Genomic DNA, 17399 nt, shown 5'->3' with positions numbered 1-17399 from the left:
GGCGTTCACTGAGGGCGGACGGGAGGGCGGACGGGCGAGCGGACGGCGGCGGCCGATCCGCGGATCCGCCGCCGTCGGGGGCCGCCGGTAGCGTGGGCGCGTGAGCATCAGGGGATTCCGCCAGCCGCCCGCCTCCGTCGCGGACGCCGCGGCCCCGGCGGTGGAGCTGGACCCCGCGCAGCGCGCCGTCGTCGAGCTGCCGGTCGGCGTGAGCGCCGCCGTCATCGGCGCGCCGGGCTCCGGGCGCACCACCACGCTGCGCGAGCTCGTGGCCGAGCGGATCCTCGTCCAGGGGCTCGACCCCGCCGAGGTCCTCGTGCTCGCGCCCTCGCGCGCGGCCGCCACGCGCCTGCGCGACGAGCTCGCGCTCCGGGTCGGGGTGCCCACGCTGGGTCCGCTCGCGCGCACCTCCACGTCCGTCGCGTTCGAGGTGCTCGCCCGCCGCGCCGCCGAGACGGGCACCGAGCCGCCCCGGTTGCTCACGGGCGCTGAGCAGGACCAGATCATCGCCGACCTCCTCGCCGGGCACGAGGAGCTGGGCACCGGGCCCGCGTGGCCGGATCCGCTGGGCGTCGAGGTGCGGCGGCTGCGCGCCTTCCGCACGGAGCTGCGCGAGCTGCTCATGCGCGCCACCGAGGAGGGCGTGCGGCCGGGCGCGCTCGCCGAGGTCGGTCGCGCGCACGACGTGCCCGAGTGGATCGCCGCGGCGGAGTTCGCCCGCGAGTACGAGGACGTCGTCGACTCCTTCCGCGGCGACCACCTCGACAGCGCGGAGCTGCTCGCCGAGGCCGTGCTGCTCGTCTCGCGGGGGGAGGCGCTCACGGGGATCCGCCTGGTCGTCGCCGACGACCTGCACGAGGCGACCGTCGCGACCCTCTCCCTCCTCCGGGCGCTCGCGGCGCGCGGCGCCGACGTGGTCGCGTTCGGCGACCCGGACGTCGCGGCGGCCACCTTCCGCGGGGCGGAGGCGTCCGCGCTCGGCCGCCTCTCCACCGTGCTCGGACTGCCCGAGCTCCGCACGCTCGTGCTCGACCGGGTGCACCGGCAGCCGCCCGCGCTCCGGGCGCTCACGTCGGCCGTCACGGCCCGCATCGGCGCGGCCGGCGCGGGGCGGCAGCGGCAGGCGGGATCCGCGCCGGGGCTCGCCGACGACGCCGACCCGATCCAGGTCATCGAGGCGCCCACGCGCGCCCTGGAGCTCGCCCGGCTCGCGCGCCGGCTCCGCGAGGAGCACCTGCTGGGCGGCGTGCCCTGGGCGCGCATGGTCGTGCTGGTGCGCTCCGGATCCCTCGTGCCGCAGGTCGCCCGCAGCCTCGCGACCGCCGAGGTGCCGACCCGGACGGCCGTCGCCGGGCGCGCGCTCCGCGACGACCTGGCCGCGCTCGCGCTCATCCGCGCGGTCGACGTCGTGCTCGGCCGCGTGCCGCTCACGCCGGACATCGCGGCGGCGCTCGCCACGGGTCCGCTCGGCGGCCTCGACGGGGTCCAGCTCCGCCGCCTCCGCCTCGCCTTGCGGCAGGAGGAGCTCGCGGGCGACGGCCACCGGTCGAGCGACGAGCTGCTCGTCGAGGCCCTCGCCGCGCCCGGCCGGCTCGAGACGCTCGACCTCGCGCCCGCGCGCCGCCTCGGCCGGCTCGCCCGCACGCTGCAGGGCGCTCGCGAGCTGGCCGCGTCCGACGGCACCATCGAGGAGCTGCTGTGGCACCTGTGGGAGGGCTCGGGGCTGGCGACGCCGTGGTTCGAGCAGGCGCTGCAGACGGGCATCGTCGCCGACCAGGCGAACCGCGACCTCGACGGCGTCGTCGCGCTCTTCACCGCCGCCCGCCGCTTCGTCGAGCGGAACCCGGGTCGGCCCGCGTCGGACTTCGTGGAGGAGCTGCTCGGCGCCGAGGTGCCCGAGGACACGCTCTCGCCGCAGCCGCTCGCCGACACCGTGCTCGTCGCCACGCCGTCCGCGGTCGTGGGCGCGGGCTACGAGGTCGTCGCGGTGGCCGCGCTGCAGGAGGGCGTGTGGCCGAACCTGCGGCTGCGCGGATCCCTGCTGCACCCGCAGCGCCTCTCCGCCGTCGCGCGCGGGCTCGACCGGGCCGACGTCGACGAGCGCGCCGAGGTGCTCGGCGACGAGCTCCGGATGCTCGCCCTCGCCGTCTCGCGGGCGTCGCGCGTCGTGGTCCTCAGCGCCACCGCGAACGACGAGGAGGCGCCGTCGCCGTTCCTCCGCCTCGTGCCGCCCGCGCCGGGCCTCGCGGAGGCGGAGGCCGGCGCCGAGGCGGGCCGGGTGGCGGCGGACGCCCCCGCCGCGCTGCGGATCCGGCCGGACCACCCGCTCTCGCTCCGCGGGCTCGTCGGCGCTCTCCGGCGCGAGCTCGCGGTCGTGCACCGCGACGCCGTGCTCCTCGACGACGGCCGCGTCGTCTCCGGCGACCGCACCGCGCGCCGCCCCGCCGACGCCACCCGCGAGCGCGGCCTCGCCGCCGCGTCCGCGCTCGCGCGCCTCGCCGCGGAGGGCGTCACGGGCGCGGATCCGGCCGAGTGGTACGGCCTCCGCGCGCCGTCGACCACCGAGCCCGTCGTCGACCTCACCGACCCCGAGGCGCGCGTCCCGGTGTCGCCCTCGCGCCTGGAGGCCTTCGAGCGCTCGCCGCTCAACTGGTTCATCGACCAGGCGTCCGGCGGATCCACCAGCACGGCCATGGGCATCGGGACCATCGTGCACGCGGTCATGGAGGAGGCGAGCCTCGATCCGGATGCCGACCTCCGCCCGCCCGCCCTCGAGGAGCGCCTCGACGCGCGCTGGGGCGAGCTGCCCTTCGAGTCGCCGTGGGTGGGCGAGCGCGAGCGGCGGCAGGCGGGCGAGCTCATCGCGGGCGTCAGCGGGTACCTCCGCGACTTCGCCGCCGACGGCGGGCGCATGCTCGCGGCCGAGGGCGGATTCGAGCTCGAGGTGGGCGTCGCGCGGCTGCGCGGGAAGATCGACCGCATCGAGCTGACGAAGGAGGGCCGGGTGGTCATCGTCGACCTCAAGACCGGGCGCCACTACCCGACCCGCGCCGAGATCCCGGCGCACGCGCAGCTCGGCTCCTACCAGCTGGCGTTCGTGGAGGGCTCGCTCGAGGACGCGCCCGCTGACGCGCCGTCCGGCGGCGCGAAGCTGCTCTACGTCTCGGGGGGCACGCGCGGCCTGCCGTACCGGGAGCTGCCGCAGGAGCCGCTGACCCGCGAGGAGCTCGACGGGTTCCGCGCGCGCATCGCCGCGGCCGCGGAGGGCATGGCGGGGGCGACGTTCGAGGGCACGCCCGACCTGGGGGAGCGGGATCCGGGGTCGGCCCGGCGGTACCGCATCCACCTCGTGCGGGCGGTGTCGGCGTGAGCGGCGACGGCACGGTCGGCGACGGCACGGTCGGCGTCGATGCGTCCGGCCCGGGCGAGGGCGGCATGATCAGCGCCCAGCGCATCGCGGAGACGCTCGGCCTGCCGAGCCCCACCGAGCAGCAGCGGCGCGTGATCGAGTCGCCGCTCGAGCCCGGCCTCGTCGTCGCGGGCGCCGGCAGCGGCAAGACCGAGACCATGGCGAGCCGCGTCGTGTGGCTGCTGGCCAACGGGCTCGTGGGGATCGAGGAGATCCTCGGCCTCACGTTCACGCGCAAGGCGGCGGGCGAGCTCGGGGTGCGGATCCGCGCGCGCATCGAGCAGCTGCAGCAGGCCGAGCTCGCGGCCGTGCCCGCGGACGCGTTCGCGACGCCCACCGTGCAGACCTACAACGCGTTCGCGAACGGCATCTTCCGCGACAGCGCCACCCTCATCGGCCGCGAGGCGGAGTCGGTCGTGCTCACGGAGGCGTCCGCGTGGCAGCTGGCGCGCCGACTCGTCGTCGAGAGCACCGACCCGCGGCTGCTCGAGCTCGGGCGCGGGGTGGATCCCATCACCCAGGCCGTCATCTCCCTCAGCCGCGCGATGAGCGAGAACGTCGCCGACCCGGCCGAGGTCGTGCGGCTCGCCGGGTCGTTCACGGGCCTCGCGGAGCTGCCGTTCGGATCCGCCCGCATCAGGAAGGCCCCCGCGGCCGACGCGGTCGCCGCCGTCGGCGCGCTGCCGCCGCTCGTCGACCTCGCCGTGCGCTTCCAGGAGGAGAAGACCCGGCTCGGGCTCGTGGAGTCCAGCGACCAGGTCGCCTTCGCGCTCGCCATCTGCGAGCGGGTGCCGCAGGTCGTCGCCGAGCACCGGAAGCGCTTCCGCGTGGTGCTGCTCGACGAGTACCAGGACACCTCGGTCGTGCAGACCCGGCTCCTCGCCACCCTCTTCGGCGGCACGCCCGTCATGGCGGTGGGGGACCCGCACCAGTCGATCTACGGCTGGCGCGGCGCGAGCGCGGCGAACCTCGCGCGCTTCGGCGCCGACTTCGCGCCGGCCGGCGCCTCCGCCGCCGACGTGCCCGTCTACGCGCTCTCCACCAGCTGGCGGAACCCGGGCGCGGTGCTCGGCGCCGCGAACCGCATCGTCGAGCCGCTCACCGCCGCCTCGCGGATCCCCGTCGCGCGCCTCGAGCCCCGTCCCGACGCGGGCGACGGCCGCCTCGACGTCGCCTACGAGGAGACCATCGCGGACGAGGCCGCGAGCGTCGCCGCGTGGTTCGCCGACCGGCTGCGGCAGACCGGATCCGACGGCCGTCCCCGCTCGGCCGCCATGCTCTGCCGCTCGCTCAAGACCATCGAGCCGTTCACCACGGCGCTCGCCGACCGGGGCGTGCCGTTCCGCGTGCTCGGTCTCGGGCGCCTCCTCGACCAGCCCGCCGTGGTGGACCTCGTGTGCGTCCTCCGCGTGCTGCACGACCCCACCGCGGGCAGCGAGCTCGTGCGCCTCCTCACGGGCGCGCACTGGCGCATCGGCACGAAGGACGTGCACGCGCTGTCCCGCGTCGCCTCCTGGCTGATGTCCCGCGACCACGCGCAGAAGCCGCTCGCCGACGAGGTCCGCGACGGCCTCCGCGCCTCCGTGGTGCCCGACGAGGTCGGGTCCGTCGTCGACGCGCTCGACTTCGTGGTCGGCGCCCGCGACGGCCACACCGCGCTCGCGGGCTTCAGCGAGGAGGGCCTCGCGCGCCTCCGGACCGCCGGTCGCCAGCTGCAGGTGCTGCGGTCGCGCGTCGGTCTCGACCTGGTGGACCTCGTCACGGTCGTCCAGCAGGAGCTGCTGCTGGACATCGAGGTCGCCGCCAACGAGACGGATCCGCTCGGCCGCGCGAGCCTCGAGGCCTTCACCGAGCAGGTGGCCGGCTACCTCCAGGGCGACTCCGCGGGCACGCTCGGCCCGTTCCTCGCCTGGCTCGCCGAGGCCGAGCGGCGCGACAACCTGGCGCCGCGCACCGAGGAGCCGGAGCCCGGCACCGTGCAGATCCTCACGATCCACGGCTCGAAGGGCCTCGAGTGGGACGTCGTCGCCGTGCCGCGCATGGTCGAGGGCGAGCTGCCCGGCACGCTCCGGGAGAAGCGCGGCTGGGTCGCGTTCGGCGCCCTGCCGTTCGAGTTCCGCGGCGACTCCGCCGAGCTGCCGTCGCTCGCGTGGCGCGGCGTGGAGACGCAGAAGGAGTTCGCCGAGGCCATGGAGGCGTTCGGCGAGGAGCTCGAGGAGCGCAACGCCGCCGAGCAGCGGCGCCTCGCGTACGTGGCCATCACGCGCACGCGGTCCGACTTGCTGCTCACCGGGTCGTTCTGGTCGACGCAGCAGAAGCCGCGGGGACCGGGCGCGTTCCTCCGCGAGATCCAGCAGGTGGGCCTCATCGCGCCCGACGCCCTGCCCGAGGCGCCCGAGCTCGAGGAGAACCCGCTCGAGCCGGGATCCGCGCGCGTCGCCTGGCCGCTGCCGCCGCTCGGCCCGCGCGAGGCCCGCGTGCGCGCGGCCGCCGAGGCCGTCGCCGTCGCCGCCCCGGACGCGGAGACCGTGTGGACCCGTGACATCGACCTGCTCCTCGCCGAGCGCGACGCCCGCGCCCGCGACGCCGAGCTCGTCGACCTGCCCACGCGCATCCCCGCGTCGCGCTTCAAGGACTTCGTGAGCGACCCCGCGGGCGTCGCCGCGCGCCTGCGCCGCCCGATGCCCGAGCGCCCCTACCGGCAGACGCGGCTCGGCACGCTGTTCCACGGCTGGGTCGAGGCGCGGTACGGGCCGGCGGGCACGGCCGACGTCATCGACGCGTCCGGCGTGGAGCTCGATGCGGATCCGACCGAGCCGCCCGTGGAGACGGAGGACCTCGACCGGCTGCGCGCGACCTTCGAGGCGAGCGAGTGGGCGGCCAGGAAGCCGGAGGAGGTCGAGGTCGAGATCCACATGGAGCTCGCCGGCCAGGTCGTCATCTGCAAGATCGACGCGGTGTTCCTCATCGACGGCCGCTACCGCGTCGTCGACTGGAAGACCGGCCGCACCCCGAAGGACGCGGCCGACCTCGAGCTCAAGCAGCTCCAGCTCGCGCTCTACCGCCTCGCGTTCGCGAAGTGGCGGGGCATCGACCCCGACCTCATCGACGCCGAGTTCTACTTCGTCGCGGAGGACCGGTCGCTGAAGCCCGAGCGGCTCTACTCCGAGGAGGACCTCGTGGCGCTCTGGTCGGGCGCGCGCACGCCGGACGCGTCGCGCGCGCCGTCGGGGGAGACGGTGGGCTGAGGCCGGGAGTCGAGCATCTCCTCGACCTGGTCGACGTCCATCACGGGCAGCGTCTCGTGCGCGATGCGCTGGCCCTCGTCGGCGCGCACCGTGTCGACGAGCGCGCTGAGCATGTTGACGGCGTCGTCGATGATGCCCGGGTTGCGCGTGTCGGTGCCGTGCAGCAGCCAGCGGGCGATCTCGAGCTCGGCGTAGAGGAGCGCGCGCTGCTTGAGCTGGCGGTCGACCGTCACGTGGTGCGCCTGGTTGTAGGCGCGGAAGACGCTCTCGGCGACGTGCTCGGCGCGCGCGCCCAGCACCCAGTGCAGGTCGTGCGCGGGATCGGCGACGCGGAGCTCCGACCAGCCGATCATCCCGGTCACGTCGTCGCCGTCGACGAGGAACGACGAGGCCTGCACGGCGCCGTTGACGACCGCGGGCTGGAACTGCCAAAGGGAGGCGTCGTCGAGCGCCTCCTCCCAGCGCGAGAGCAGCAGGCTCGGCACGAGCGCGGTGGCCGCGGCCCGGTCGATGAGCGCGGCGGTCTGGCTGTGGATCTCCGCGGCCGAGAGCACGGGCAGCCCCGCGTCGGCGACGAAGCCCGTCGGCAGGCTGTGCACGGCGGAGACGGCGGCGCCGATGGCGCGCGCGAGGCCGTCGCCCGCGGGGATCTCGTCGAGCGAGATGACCCGGCCGGGCACGTGCCCGTAGACGAACCCGCGGGTCGGCTTGATGGGGGCCTGCCCCAGGAACTCGGGCACCTGGAACGGCAGCCGCGAGCGGATCCCGGTGCTCAGCGCGCGCAGCGCCACGAGGTCCGCGGACTGCTCGGACTCGGCGGCCTGCGTGGTCGGGACGCGCACGAGGAGCTCGCGGCCGTCCCGCGTGGAGAGGAGCGCGGAGTCGAAGTCGCCCGCGCCGCCGGCCGTGAAGGGGGTGCTGCGGACCACGTCGAGCCCCGAGACGGCCGAGGTCGCCAACGCGGCTAGAGTGAGGTGGGATCTGGCCATGCCTTACAGGTTAGGTCGCTGGGAGCCCTCCGTCTCACCGCGCCACGCGCTTCCGGCCCCACACGCGCACCGTGGGCGGACCATCGGCACCGCCGTCTCCGCCCCTCGGCCCGTCCGCCCCCGAAGTCGATTGGTCACCCGTGCTCGACAGCTTCCTCTCCCGTCTGCCCCTGTCCCGCGAGGGCGTCGACCGCGACGGCCTCAACCGCGACTCGCCCGCCCTCTTCGACGAGCTGTGGGCGGATCCGGCCACGCGCGTCCTCGCGCTCCACGGCCACCGCGCGCTGGGCTCCGCCGCCGACGGGCGCGCCGCCCTCGACCTGCTGCCGGTCGACCGCGTGACCAGCGCCACCGTGCGCATCTACCTCGGCCGCACGACCATCGCGCACGAGGGCGAGCCGGTCGGCACGCCCGTCGTCGCCGCGGTCCTCACCGACGCCGCCGCAGCTGAGCTCGAGCCCGCGGAGGAGCGGTGGCTGGAGCTGCGCACCACCGCCACGCAGCTCGACGACCGCGACGCCGCGCTGTTCACGGGCGCGCTCGCCACCGCGAACTGGCACGCCTCCCACCCCTTCTCGCCGAAGACGGGCGAGCCCACCGTCGTCGAGCAGGGCGGCTGGGTGCGCCGTGCCCCCTCCGACGGCTCGCAGGTCTTCCCGCGCACCGACGCGGCCGTGATCATGGGCGTCGTCGACCAGGACGACCGCCTGCTCCTCGGCGCCAACGCCATGTGGGGCGGCGACCGCTACTCGCTGCTCGCGGGCTTCGTCGAGCCGGGGGAGTCGTTCGAGGCGGCCGTGAAGCGCGAGGTGCTGGAGGAGTCGGGCGTCACCGTCGAGGATCCGCGCTACCTGGGCAGCCAGCCGTGGCCGTTCCCCGCCTCCGTCATGGTGGGCTTCCTCGCGCGGGTCTCCGCCGGGAGCGGTCCCGCGACGCCGGACGGCACCGAGATCATCGACCTGCGCTGGTTCAGCCGTGAGGAGCTGCGCGCGTCGCTCGGCGAGATCGCGCTGCCCGGCCCGTCCTCCATCGCGCGCGCCATCATCGAGGAGTGGTACGGCGGACCCCTCGAGGACGGCGAGCGGGAGTGGTGATCCGCCGATCGTGACCGACCAGCTCGTCCCCGGCACCCCCGGGCGCGACCCCTACGGGTCCACCGCGTCCGGCGCCCTCCCCGCCCCCGTCTCCCTCGGCCCCGCGACCGCGGACGAGCCCGGGGACCCGCCGGTCGAGGAGGCCCGCACCGCGGAGTCGCTGTTGGAGGCGCTCGACGACCAGCAGCGGCTCGCCGCGCAGGCGCTCCTCGGCCCGGTGGTCGTGCTCGCGGGTGCCGGCACGGGCAAGACGCGGGCCATCACGCACCGCATCGCCTACGGGATCCAGGCCGGCGTCTACCCGCCCAACCGCGTCATGGCGCTCACCTTCACCTCGCGCGCCGCGGCCGAGCTGCGCGGGCGCCTGCGCGAGCTCGGCGCCGGACCCGTGACCGCGCGCACCTTCCACGCGGCAGCCCTCAAGCAGCTCAACTTCTTCTGGCCGCAGGTCGTCGGCGGCACCATGCCGCGCCTCATCGAGAGCAAGGGGCGGATGCTCGGGCACGCCGCCGAGTCGCTGCGCCTCCGCCTCGACACGGCCGCGCTCCGCGACATGGCCGCCGAGGTCGAGTGGCGGAAGGTCTCGATGATCTCCATCGAGCAGTACGGCCTCGCCGCGCGCACCACGCGCACGCTGCCGCCGCAGCTCGACGCCGACCAGGCCGTCGCTCTGCTCCAGGCCTACGAGGACATCAAGGACCAGCGCCGCCAGCTCGACTTCGAGGACGTGCTGCTCGCGACCGCGGGCATGATCGAGGCCGAGCCCTGGGTCGCGCAGCAGGTGCGCGAGCAGTACCGCTTCTTCGTGGTCGACGAGTACCAGGACGTCTCGCCGCTGCAGCAGACGATCCTCGACCTCTGGATGGGCGACCGGCGTGACCTCTGCGTCGTCGGCGACGCCAGCCAGACCATCTACTCGTTCGCGGGCGCCAAGAGCGCGTACCTCCTCGACTTCGCGTCGCGCTTCCCCGAGGCGACGGTCGTGCGGCTGGAGCGCAACTACCGGTCGACCTCCGGCATCACCGAGGCGGCGAACCGGCTCATGCGCGGCCGGCCGGGCGCGCTCACGCTCGTGTCGGCGGACGCGGATCCCGACGGCGACGGCACGGGCACGCCCTCCGCCCGCGCCGCGAAGGGCCGCGGATCCTCCGCCGTCCCCGGCCGAGGCGAGGGCTTCCGCGCGCCGCAGGTGAGCGCGTTCCCGTCCGACGGCGCAGAGGCGCGCGCGATCGCGGGCGCCATCGCCCAGCAGATCGCCTCCGGGATCGCGCCCGAGGACATCGCGGTGCTCTACCGGATGAACGGCCAGTCGGCGGTGCTGGAGCAGGCGCTCGGCGACGCGGGGGTCAGCTACCAGGTGCGCGGATCCCAGCGCTTCTTCGACCGCCCCGAGATCAAGCAGGCCCTCCTCGCGCTGCGCGGCGCGTCCGTGTCCATCTCCGGCGAACCGCTGTTCAAGTCGGTGAGCGACGTGCTCCGCGGCCTCGGCTGGAGCCAGCAGCCGCCCGAGCAGCCGGGCGCCGTGCGCGACCGGTGGGAGTCGCTCGACGCGATCATGGGCCTCGCCGAGCGCATGCCCGCGGGCAGCACCTTCCGCGCCTTCACCGACGAGCTGCTCGAGCGCCAGGCCGGCCAGCACGAGCCGACCGTCTCCGCGGTCACCCTCGCGACGCTGCACTCCGCCAAGGGCCTCGAGTGGGAGCACGTCTACCTGATGGGGCTCAGCGAGGGGCTCGTTCCCATCAGCTACGCGCAGACGCTCGAGGCGGTCGACGAGGAGCGGCGCCTCCTCTACGTCGGGATCACGCGCGCCCGGTCCGGGCTCCGGCTCTCCTGGAGCCGGAGCGGACCGCAGCGATCCGGTCAGCGGGAGCCGTCGCGGTTCCTGGCAGAGCTCGACACCCGCATCGCGGGTGGGGGCGCGAAGCGCGGCGGGTGACCCGGCCCGTCCGCACGTCGAGGATCGCCTGGTGCGTCGCGAGCGCGTTCTCGCCCGTCGCCAGCAGGCGGTCGGCGGGACGCGCGGCGAGGGCGGCGAGCTCGGCGGGCACGAGCCCCGCCTCGGATCCGCTGTCGCGCCCGAGCAGCTGGGTCGCGATGGCGGGCCAGGCCGGATCCGCGTCCCGCCGTCCGAGGTCCAGGCAGTAGCAGCAGGGCGTCCGCCCGGGCTCGACGAGCGGGCCGACGACCGCATGCCGGTCGCCGAGGACGACGGGCAGGTGCGGCACGTCCTCCCGCGACCAGCGCCCGTAGACGGCCGGGGCGATCGCGAAGTGCGCCACGATCACGGCGAGGGCGGTGCCCGGATCCGCGTCGTCGGACATCCGCCGCGGCGCCACGTCGTGCCCGGCGCGGGCCAGGGCGTCGGCGATGCGGTCGGCCGTCGGTCCGCCGCCGACGACCGCGACCGTCCCGGTCCGGGTGCGTCGGGGGACGTCCGCGTCGCGCGGCGGGAGGAGCGCGGGCCGCACCAGGTCGAGCAGCTGCGTCACGTGCGCGGGGCCGGCGCCCTCGGACGCCGCGATCATGTCGAGTCCGCCGCGGCTGATGCCGTGCACGAGGGCGTCGAGCAGCCGCTCGTCGAGACGCGATACGGAGCCGAGCACCACGGGCGGGCGGTCGACGCCGAGCTGGAGGGAGTCCGGCGTGCGCCAGACGAGCGGGAGACGGGGATCGAATCGGATGGCCATGGGCGCGGAGAGTGCCCGACGTGTCGGTCGCCCGCAGGCCGCGTCCACAGGCCGCCGGGCCGGCGCCGGCCCGGCGGGGGAGCGGGGAGCGCGTCAGACGGGACGCGGATCCGTCCCGGGTGCGTCGTCGGGTCCGTCGTCCGGCGTCTCGCCCGGCTCGGTCGCCCGTCCCTGGCCGTCCTCCACGGGGCGTCCGGCGTCGGATCCGCTCAGCAGGTCCTCGAGCGCCTGGTCGACCTCGTCGGGCTCGGGCTCGCCCTGAGTGAGGCGGGCGACGAGCGCGTGCGGCGCGTCGATGTCCTCGGAGGTGGGCAGCACGTCGGGGTGCGACCACAGCGCGTCGCGCTGCTCCGCCCCGACGCCGTCGGTGACGGCCTGCCACATGGCCGCGGCCTCGCGCAGGCGGCGCGGCCGGAGCTCGAGGCCCACGAGCGTCGCGAAGGCGGACTCGGCGGGGCCGCCCGTCGCGCGGCGGCGACGCACGGTCTCGGCGATCGCCGACGCGCGGGGGAGGCGCACGGTGGCCGCGGCCGTGACCACGTCCACCCAGCCCTCGATGAGCGCGAGCATCGTCTCGAGGCGCGCGAGGGCGGCGAGCTGCGCGTCCGTCTTCGGCGGGATGAGGGATCCGTCGACCATGGCCTGCCGGAGCTCCTCGGGGTTCGACGGGTCGAAGCCCTCGGCGAGCGACTCGAGCCGGTCGGTGTCGATGTGCACGCCCTTCGCGAACTCCGTGATGGAGGAGATGAGCTGCAGCCGCAGCCAGCGCGCGTGGCGGAACAGGCGCGCGTGGGCGAGCTCGCGGACGGCGAGGTAGATCTGCACCTGGTCGTCGGAGACGTCGATCCCCTCGCCGAACGCCTGGACGTTCTGCGGCAGGAGCGCGGCCTGCTGGTCGTCGAGGAGCGGGATGCCGACGTCGCCGCCCGAGACGACCTCGGTGGACAGCTGCCCGACCACCTGGCCGAGCTGCATGGCGAAGAGGGTGCCGCCGAGGTTGCGCACCATGCGACCGGCGCCGGCCACCATGCCCTGCATCTCCTCGGGCGCGTTCTGCTGGAGCACCTCGGTGAGCGAGTCGGCGATGCTGAGCGCGACGGGCTCCGCGAGCTGCGTCCACACGGGCATGGTGAGCTCGGTCCACTGCGCGCGGGTGATGAGGCGCGGCGCGACGGTGAGCTGGCTGACGTAGGTGACCTCGTCCAGCCAGAGCGCGGCGACCTGGAACGCCTGGTCGAGGGGCGCGGACGCGGCGGCGGTGACCTGCGTCTGCTCGGCGGCGGCGAGCTGCCGGGCGCCCTCGCGGGCCACCTTCCAGTCGACGCCGTCACCCGTGTTGGCGAGCGCGCCCTGGAGCTGCGCGAGGAGCTGGCGGACCATCTCGGGGTCCTGCGGGAGCCCGGCGGCGCCCGCGAGCTTGTCCGGGTCGATCTGCCCGTCGGCGCCGAGGAACCGCTCCAGCATGCGCCGGAACTCGTCCTCGGGATTCGGGGTGGGCTCGTCGGCCATGGAGGGTCTCCCGGGGGTCGAGGGGGTCCGGATCGCGGTGCCGCGGCCGGTGGATCCACGGTAGCCCGCGCCCACGGGAAACCCATCCGCATTCGCCTAGGCTGAGCCACCGCGGCTTCCGCCCGCCGCGAACAGCGGCCACGAGGGCCGCCCCGACGCCCGTCGCCCGGCCGTTTCCCGGCCCGACGCGCCCCGACACCGAGGACACCCGGATGAGCCTGTTCGCCCAGCACGCCCCCCGCGCACCCCGGCCCCCGCGCCGCCGCCGTGTCGGCCGCGTGCTCGCCGGCACGGGCGCCGTGCTCGCCCTCGCGCTCGGCCTCATGCCGTCGCCGTACGTCATCGAGCAGCCGGGTCCCGTGTTCGACACCCTCGGCACGAGCGACCACGAGGGCACCGAGCGTCCTCTCATCTCCATCCCCGACCGCACGACGTACCCCACCGACGGCAGCCTCGACATGCTCACCGTGAGCGTCGTCGGCAACCCGGCGCAGCGTCCGGACTGGTTCGCGGTCGTCTCCGCCTGGCTCGACCCGACCCGCAGCGTCGTGCCGATGGAGGCCGTCTTCCCGGCCGACCAGACCGCCGAGCAGCGCGACGCCCGGAACCAGGTCCAGATGACCGACTCGCAGCAGGACGCCGTGGCCGCGGCCCTCACCGAGCTCGGCATCGCCGTGCCGCGCACGCTCCAGGTGCAGAGCGTCCTCGACGGCTCCTCGGCCGAAGGGGCCCTCCGCGCCGGCGACGCGATCCGCACGGTCGACGGCGCCGACCTCGCCGACCTGCAGGCGCGCGTCGCCGCCGCGGGCACGAGCACGCCGCTGTCCTTCGGGATCACGCGCGACGGCCAGGACAGCACGGTCGAGGTCACCCCCGCCGCGCGCGACGGCCGTCCCGTCATCGGCGTCGTCACCTCCACCTCCTACGAGTTCCCGTTCGAGGTCGACATCCAGCTCGACGACGTCGGCGGACCGAGCGCCGGCATGATGTTCGCGCTCGGGATCATGGACAAGCTCGAGGAGGGCTCGCTCACCGGCGGCAAGGACATCGCGGGCACGGGGACGATCGACGCGGGGGGTCACGTCGGCCCGATCGGCGGGATCCGCCAGAAGCTCGACGGCGCCGAGAGCGCGGGGGCCCGGTACTTCCTGGCGCCGACCGACAACTGCGACGAGGTGCGCGGGCACGTGCCCGACGGCCTCCGCGTGTTCGCCGTGTCGACCCTCGACGACTCGCTCGCGGCGCTCGCCGCCATCTCCACGGACGGCGACCTGGACGCGCTCCCGACCTGCTGACGCGTCGCCGACGCGTCGCCGAGGACAGCGGCCGTCGCGGTCGTCGCGAGGGCGCCCTTACCAGACGCGGACCGCCTCTCGCTCGCAGGTCCCTGGCAACCGCTCCGCCTAGGATGAGGACTCCGCTGTCCCCGACTCTGAGGCACACACGTGACAAGCACATCCGCCCGGCCCGCCAGACGGAGCCGAGCCCCCCTCGCCATAACCGCGGCCATCATCGCCGCCCTCGTGATCGCGTTCTTCATCTTCGCCGGGTTCTACGCCGACGTCCTCTGGTACGACCAGCTGGGCTACCTGGGGGTGCTGCTCACGCAGTGGGGCGCGGGCATCGCGCTGTTCCTCATCGGGTTCCTCGCCATGGCGATCCCGGTGTTCGTGAGCATCCAGGTCGCGTACCGCTCGCGGCCCGTCTACGCGAAGCTCAACTCGCAGCTCGACCGCTACCAGCAGGTCATCGAGCCGCTGCGTCGCCTCGCCATGTTCGCGATCCCCGCGGTGTTCGGCCTGTTCGCGGGCGTCTCCGCGTCGAGCGGCTGGCAGCGCACGCTCCTCTGGCTCAACCGCACGCCCTCCGGCACGACCGATCCGCAGTTCGGGCTCGACACGTCGTTCTACCTGTTCGAGCTGCCCTTCTACCACGCGGTCGTCGGCTTCGCCTCGGCCGTCGTCATCATCTCCATGTTCGGCGTGCTCGCCACGAGCTACCTCTACGGCGCCGTGCGGTTCTCGGGCCGCGAGGTGCGCATCTCGAAGAGCTCCCGCATCCAGATCGCGATCACCGCGGGCGTCTACTTCCTGCTGCAGGGCGTGAGCATCTGGCTCGACCAGTACTCCTCCGTGGTCAACACGGCCAACGGCGGGCTGTTCACCGGTGCCGCGTACTCCGACGTCAACGCCGTGATCCCGGGCCGCACGATCCTCGCCGGCATCGCCATCGTCGTCGCGGTGCTGTTCCTCATCACCGCCGCCATCGGCCGCTGGCGCCTGCCCATCATCGGGACCGCCGGGCTCATCGTAGCCAGTATCCTCATCGGCACGGCCTACCCGGCCATCGTGCAGCGGTTCCAGGTGGAGCCCAACGAGCGCTCGCTCGAGGCGACGTACCTGGAGCGCAACATCGAGGCGACCCGCGCAGCCTACGGTCTGGCGGACATCGAGGAGATCCCCTACGACGCGACCACGGACACCACGCCGGGCGCGCTCCGCGAGGACGCCGCGACGACCGCGAACATCCGCATCCTCGACCCCGCCGTCGTGGGCGACGCGTTCAGCCAGCTGCAGCAGTTCCGGCAGTACTACCAGTTCGGGAACAACCTCGACGTCGACCGGTACCAGATCGACGGCCGCGTGCAGGACACGGTGGTCGCGGTCCGCGAGCTGAGCCCCACCAACACCGGCACCTCGTGGGTCAACCAGCACCTCGTCTACACGCACGGCTACTCGCTCGTGGCGGCGTACGGCACGCAGCGCACGTCCGACGGCCAGCCCGTGTTCCTCGAGTCGGGCATCCCCGCCTCGGGCGACCTGGGCGACTTCGAGCCGCGCGTGTACTTCGGCGAGAACTCGCCCGACTACTCCATCGTCGGCGGACCCGAGTCGGGCGACAAGGTGGAGTTGGACTACCCGTCCGGCGTCGACGGCGCGGACGAGACCTACACGACGTTCCAGGGCGACGGCGGGCCGAAGGTCGACAACGTCTTCAAGCGGCTCATCTACGCGCTCAAGTTCCAGTCGGAGCAGATCTTCCTGGCCAACCAGATCAACGACCAGTCGCAGATCATCTACGACCGCGACCCGGCGGAGCGCGTCGGCAAGGTCGCGCCGTACCTCACCATCGACAAGGACCCGTACCCCAGCGTCGTCGACGGCCGCGTGGTGTGGATCGTCGACGGCTACACGACGAGCGATCAATACCCCTACTCGCAGCGCCAAGACATGAGCCGCCTCATCGCGGACTCGCAGCAGACGCAGCCGCTCGTGCCGACGGACCAGATCAACTACATCCGCAACTCCGTCAAGGCCACGGTCGACGCATATGACGGCAAGGTCACGCTCTACGCGTGGGACACCGACGACCCGATCCTCAAGACGTGGCAGAAGGTGTTCCCCTCCACCCTCAAGCCGATCTCGGACATCTCGGGCGAGCTCATGAGCCACCTGCGCTTCCCCGCGGACATGTTCAAGGTGCAGCGCGCGGTCCTCGGCAAGTACCACGTGACCGATCCCGGCTCGATCTACTCGAATCAGGACCTCTGGACCACGCCGAACGACCCGACGGCCACCACCGAGGCGGGCACGCCGGCGAGCCTCCAGCCGCCGTACTACCTGACGATGCAGATGCCGGGTCAGGACGCCCCGCGGTTCTCGCTGTACTCGACGTTCATCCCCCCGGCCACGCAGGACACCTCCCGGAGCGTGCTCACGGGCTACCTCGGGGTGGACTCGGACGCCGGGAACGTGGCGGGGGAGAAGGCGGCGGACTACGGGAAGCTGCGCCTGCTGACGCTGCCGAACGACGACACCATCCCGGCGCCGACGCAGATCCAGAACAACTTCAACTCGGACACGAACGTGGCGAACCAGCTCAACCTGCTGGAGCGCGGCGGACGCACGAGCGTGGTGCGCGGCAACCTGCTGACCCTCCCGGTCGGCGGCGGCCTGCTCTACGTGCAGCCCGTGTACGTCCGGTCCACGGGCGACACGAGCTACCCGCTGCTCCGCAAGGTGCTGGTGGCCTTCGGTGACAAGATCGCGTTCGAGGACACGCTGGACGCGGCCCTCGACAGCATCTTCGGGGGCGACTCGGGTGCGACGGCGGGCGACGAGAACGTGCCCACGACGCCCGCGGACGACGGTTCCGCCGACGGCGGGACGGACGCGGGCACGGGATCCACGCCCGCGCCGACGACATCGCCCTCGGCGCCCGCGCAGGACGTGCAGGCGGCGCTCGACGCGGCAAACACGGCGCTGCAGGAGCGTCAGGCCGCCTACGCATCCGGCGACCTCGTGGCCGCCGCGCAGGCGGACCAGCGGTTCACCGAGGCCGTGCAGCGCGCGTACGAGCTGAGCCAGCAGCAGTAGCGCCCGGCTCCTCACCAGGACGGCCCCGGCGGCCCCGCGATGCGGGTGCCACCGGGGCCGTCCTCGTGCGGGAGGCGGATCCGG

At 74.4% G+C, this 17399-nt stretch carries 8 protein-coding genes and 1 pseudogene; 6 read left to right on the top strand and 3 right to left on the bottom strand.

Going from position 1 to position 17399, the window contains the following annotated elements; genetic code table 11:
* The first annotated feature begins 100 nt into the window (after window positions 1–100).
* Both B5P21_RS11380 and B5P21_RS11375 read left to right on the top strand, forming a co-directional pair.
* On the top strand, window positions 101–3370 hold the full coding sequence (locus B5P21_RS11380; RefSeq protein ID WP_094171169.1) for an ATP-dependent helicase: 3270 nt from the start codon (window positions 101–103) through the stop codon (window positions 3368–3370).
* Between the two features lie 65 nt (window positions 3371–3435).
* Window positions 3436–6657, top strand: a complete 3222-nt coding sequence (locus B5P21_RS11375) for an ATP-dependent helicase (protein ID WP_106408796.1) — start codon at window positions 3436–3438, stop codon at window positions 6655–6657.
* Here B5P21_RS11375 and B5P21_RS11370 read toward each other — a convergent pair.
* Window positions 6570–7646 (bottom strand): phosphotransferase, encoded by a 1077-nt coding sequence (locus B5P21_RS11370; protein WP_045527265.1) that lies wholly within the window; start codon window positions 7644–7646, stop codon window positions 6570–6572. The genes B5P21_RS11375 and B5P21_RS11370 overlap by 88 nt on opposite strands.
* 140 nt (window positions 7647–7786) lie before the next feature.
* Here B5P21_RS11370 and nudC point away from each other — a divergent pair, with 140 nt between their 5' ends.
* Both nudC and B5P21_RS11360 read left to right on the top strand, forming a co-directional pair.
* On the top strand, window positions 7787–8740 hold the full coding sequence (gene nudC / locus B5P21_RS11365) for an NAD(+) diphosphatase (RefSeq protein WP_045527267.1): 954 nt from the start codon (window positions 7787–7789) through the stop codon (window positions 8738–8740).
* A 10-nt stretch (window positions 8741–8750) separates the two neighbouring features.
* The gene (locus B5P21_RS11360; protein ID WP_045527269.1) at window positions 8751–10679 is read left to right on the top strand and encodes an ATP-dependent helicase; all 1929 of its coding nucleotides are present in this window, start codon (window positions 8751–8753) and stop codon (window positions 10677–10679) included.
* Here B5P21_RS11360 and B5P21_RS17335 read toward each other — a convergent pair.
* Window positions 10645–11064: pseudogene (locus B5P21_RS17335) on the bottom strand (TOMM precursor leader peptide-binding protein); the annotation flags it as partial. The gene B5P21_RS11360 and the pseudogene B5P21_RS17335 overlap by 35 nt on opposite strands.
* A 459-nt stretch (window positions 11065–11523) precedes the next feature.
* On the bottom strand, window positions 11524–12939 hold the full coding sequence (locus B5P21_RS11350; RefSeq protein WP_045530217.1) for a zinc-dependent metalloprotease: 1416 nt from the start codon (window positions 12937–12939) through the stop codon (window positions 11524–11526).
* A gap of 212 nt (window positions 12940–13151) precedes the next feature.
* Here B5P21_RS11350 and B5P21_RS11345 point away from each other — a divergent pair, with 212 nt between their 5' ends.
* Together B5P21_RS11345 and B5P21_RS11340 are read left to right on the top strand one after the other, a co-directional pair.
* Complete coding sequence (locus tag B5P21_RS11345; protein WP_094171168.1) at window positions 13152–14234, top strand: YlbL family protein; 1083 nt, start codon at window positions 13152–13154, stop codon at window positions 14232–14234.
* 150 nt (window positions 14235–14384) lie between these two features.
* Window positions 14385–17315: a UPF0182 family membrane protein gene (locus tag B5P21_RS11340; protein WP_172457214.1), complete on the top strand. Its 2931-nt coding sequence runs from the start codon at window positions 14385–14387 to the stop codon at window positions 17313–17315.
* The last annotated feature ends 84 nt before the right edge of the window (window positions 17316–17399 follow it).

The sequence above is a fragment of the Clavibacter michiganensis subsp. insidiosus genome (assembly GCF_002240565.1).
In the GTDB taxonomy this organism is placed as follows: Bacteria; Actinomycetota; Actinomycetes; order Actinomycetales; family Microbacteriaceae; genus Clavibacter; species Clavibacter insidiosus.
Note: the sequence above shows the minus strand (reverse complement) of the source record. Positions and strands in the feature narration are given on the sequence as shown.

What these genes read in the sequence shown, in the direction of transcription:
- B5P21_RS11370 (WP_045527265.1), bottom strand. Translation starts at nt 7,646, where the DNA reads ATGGCCAGATCCCACCTCACTCTAGCCGCGTTGGCGACCTCGGCCGTC.
- B5P21_RS11375 (WP_106408796.1), top strand. Translation starts at nt 3,436, where the DNA reads ATGATCAGCGCCCAGCGCATCGCGGAGACGCTCGGCCTGCCGAGCCCC.
- B5P21_RS11345 (WP_094171168.1), top strand. Translation starts at nt 13,152, where the DNA reads ATGAGCCTGTTCGCCCAGCACGCCCCCCGCGCACCCCGGCCCCCGCGC.
- B5P21_RS11350 (WP_045530217.1), bottom strand. Translation starts at nt 12,939, where the DNA reads ATGGCCGACGAGCCCACCCCGAATCCCGAGGACGAGTTCCGGCGCATG.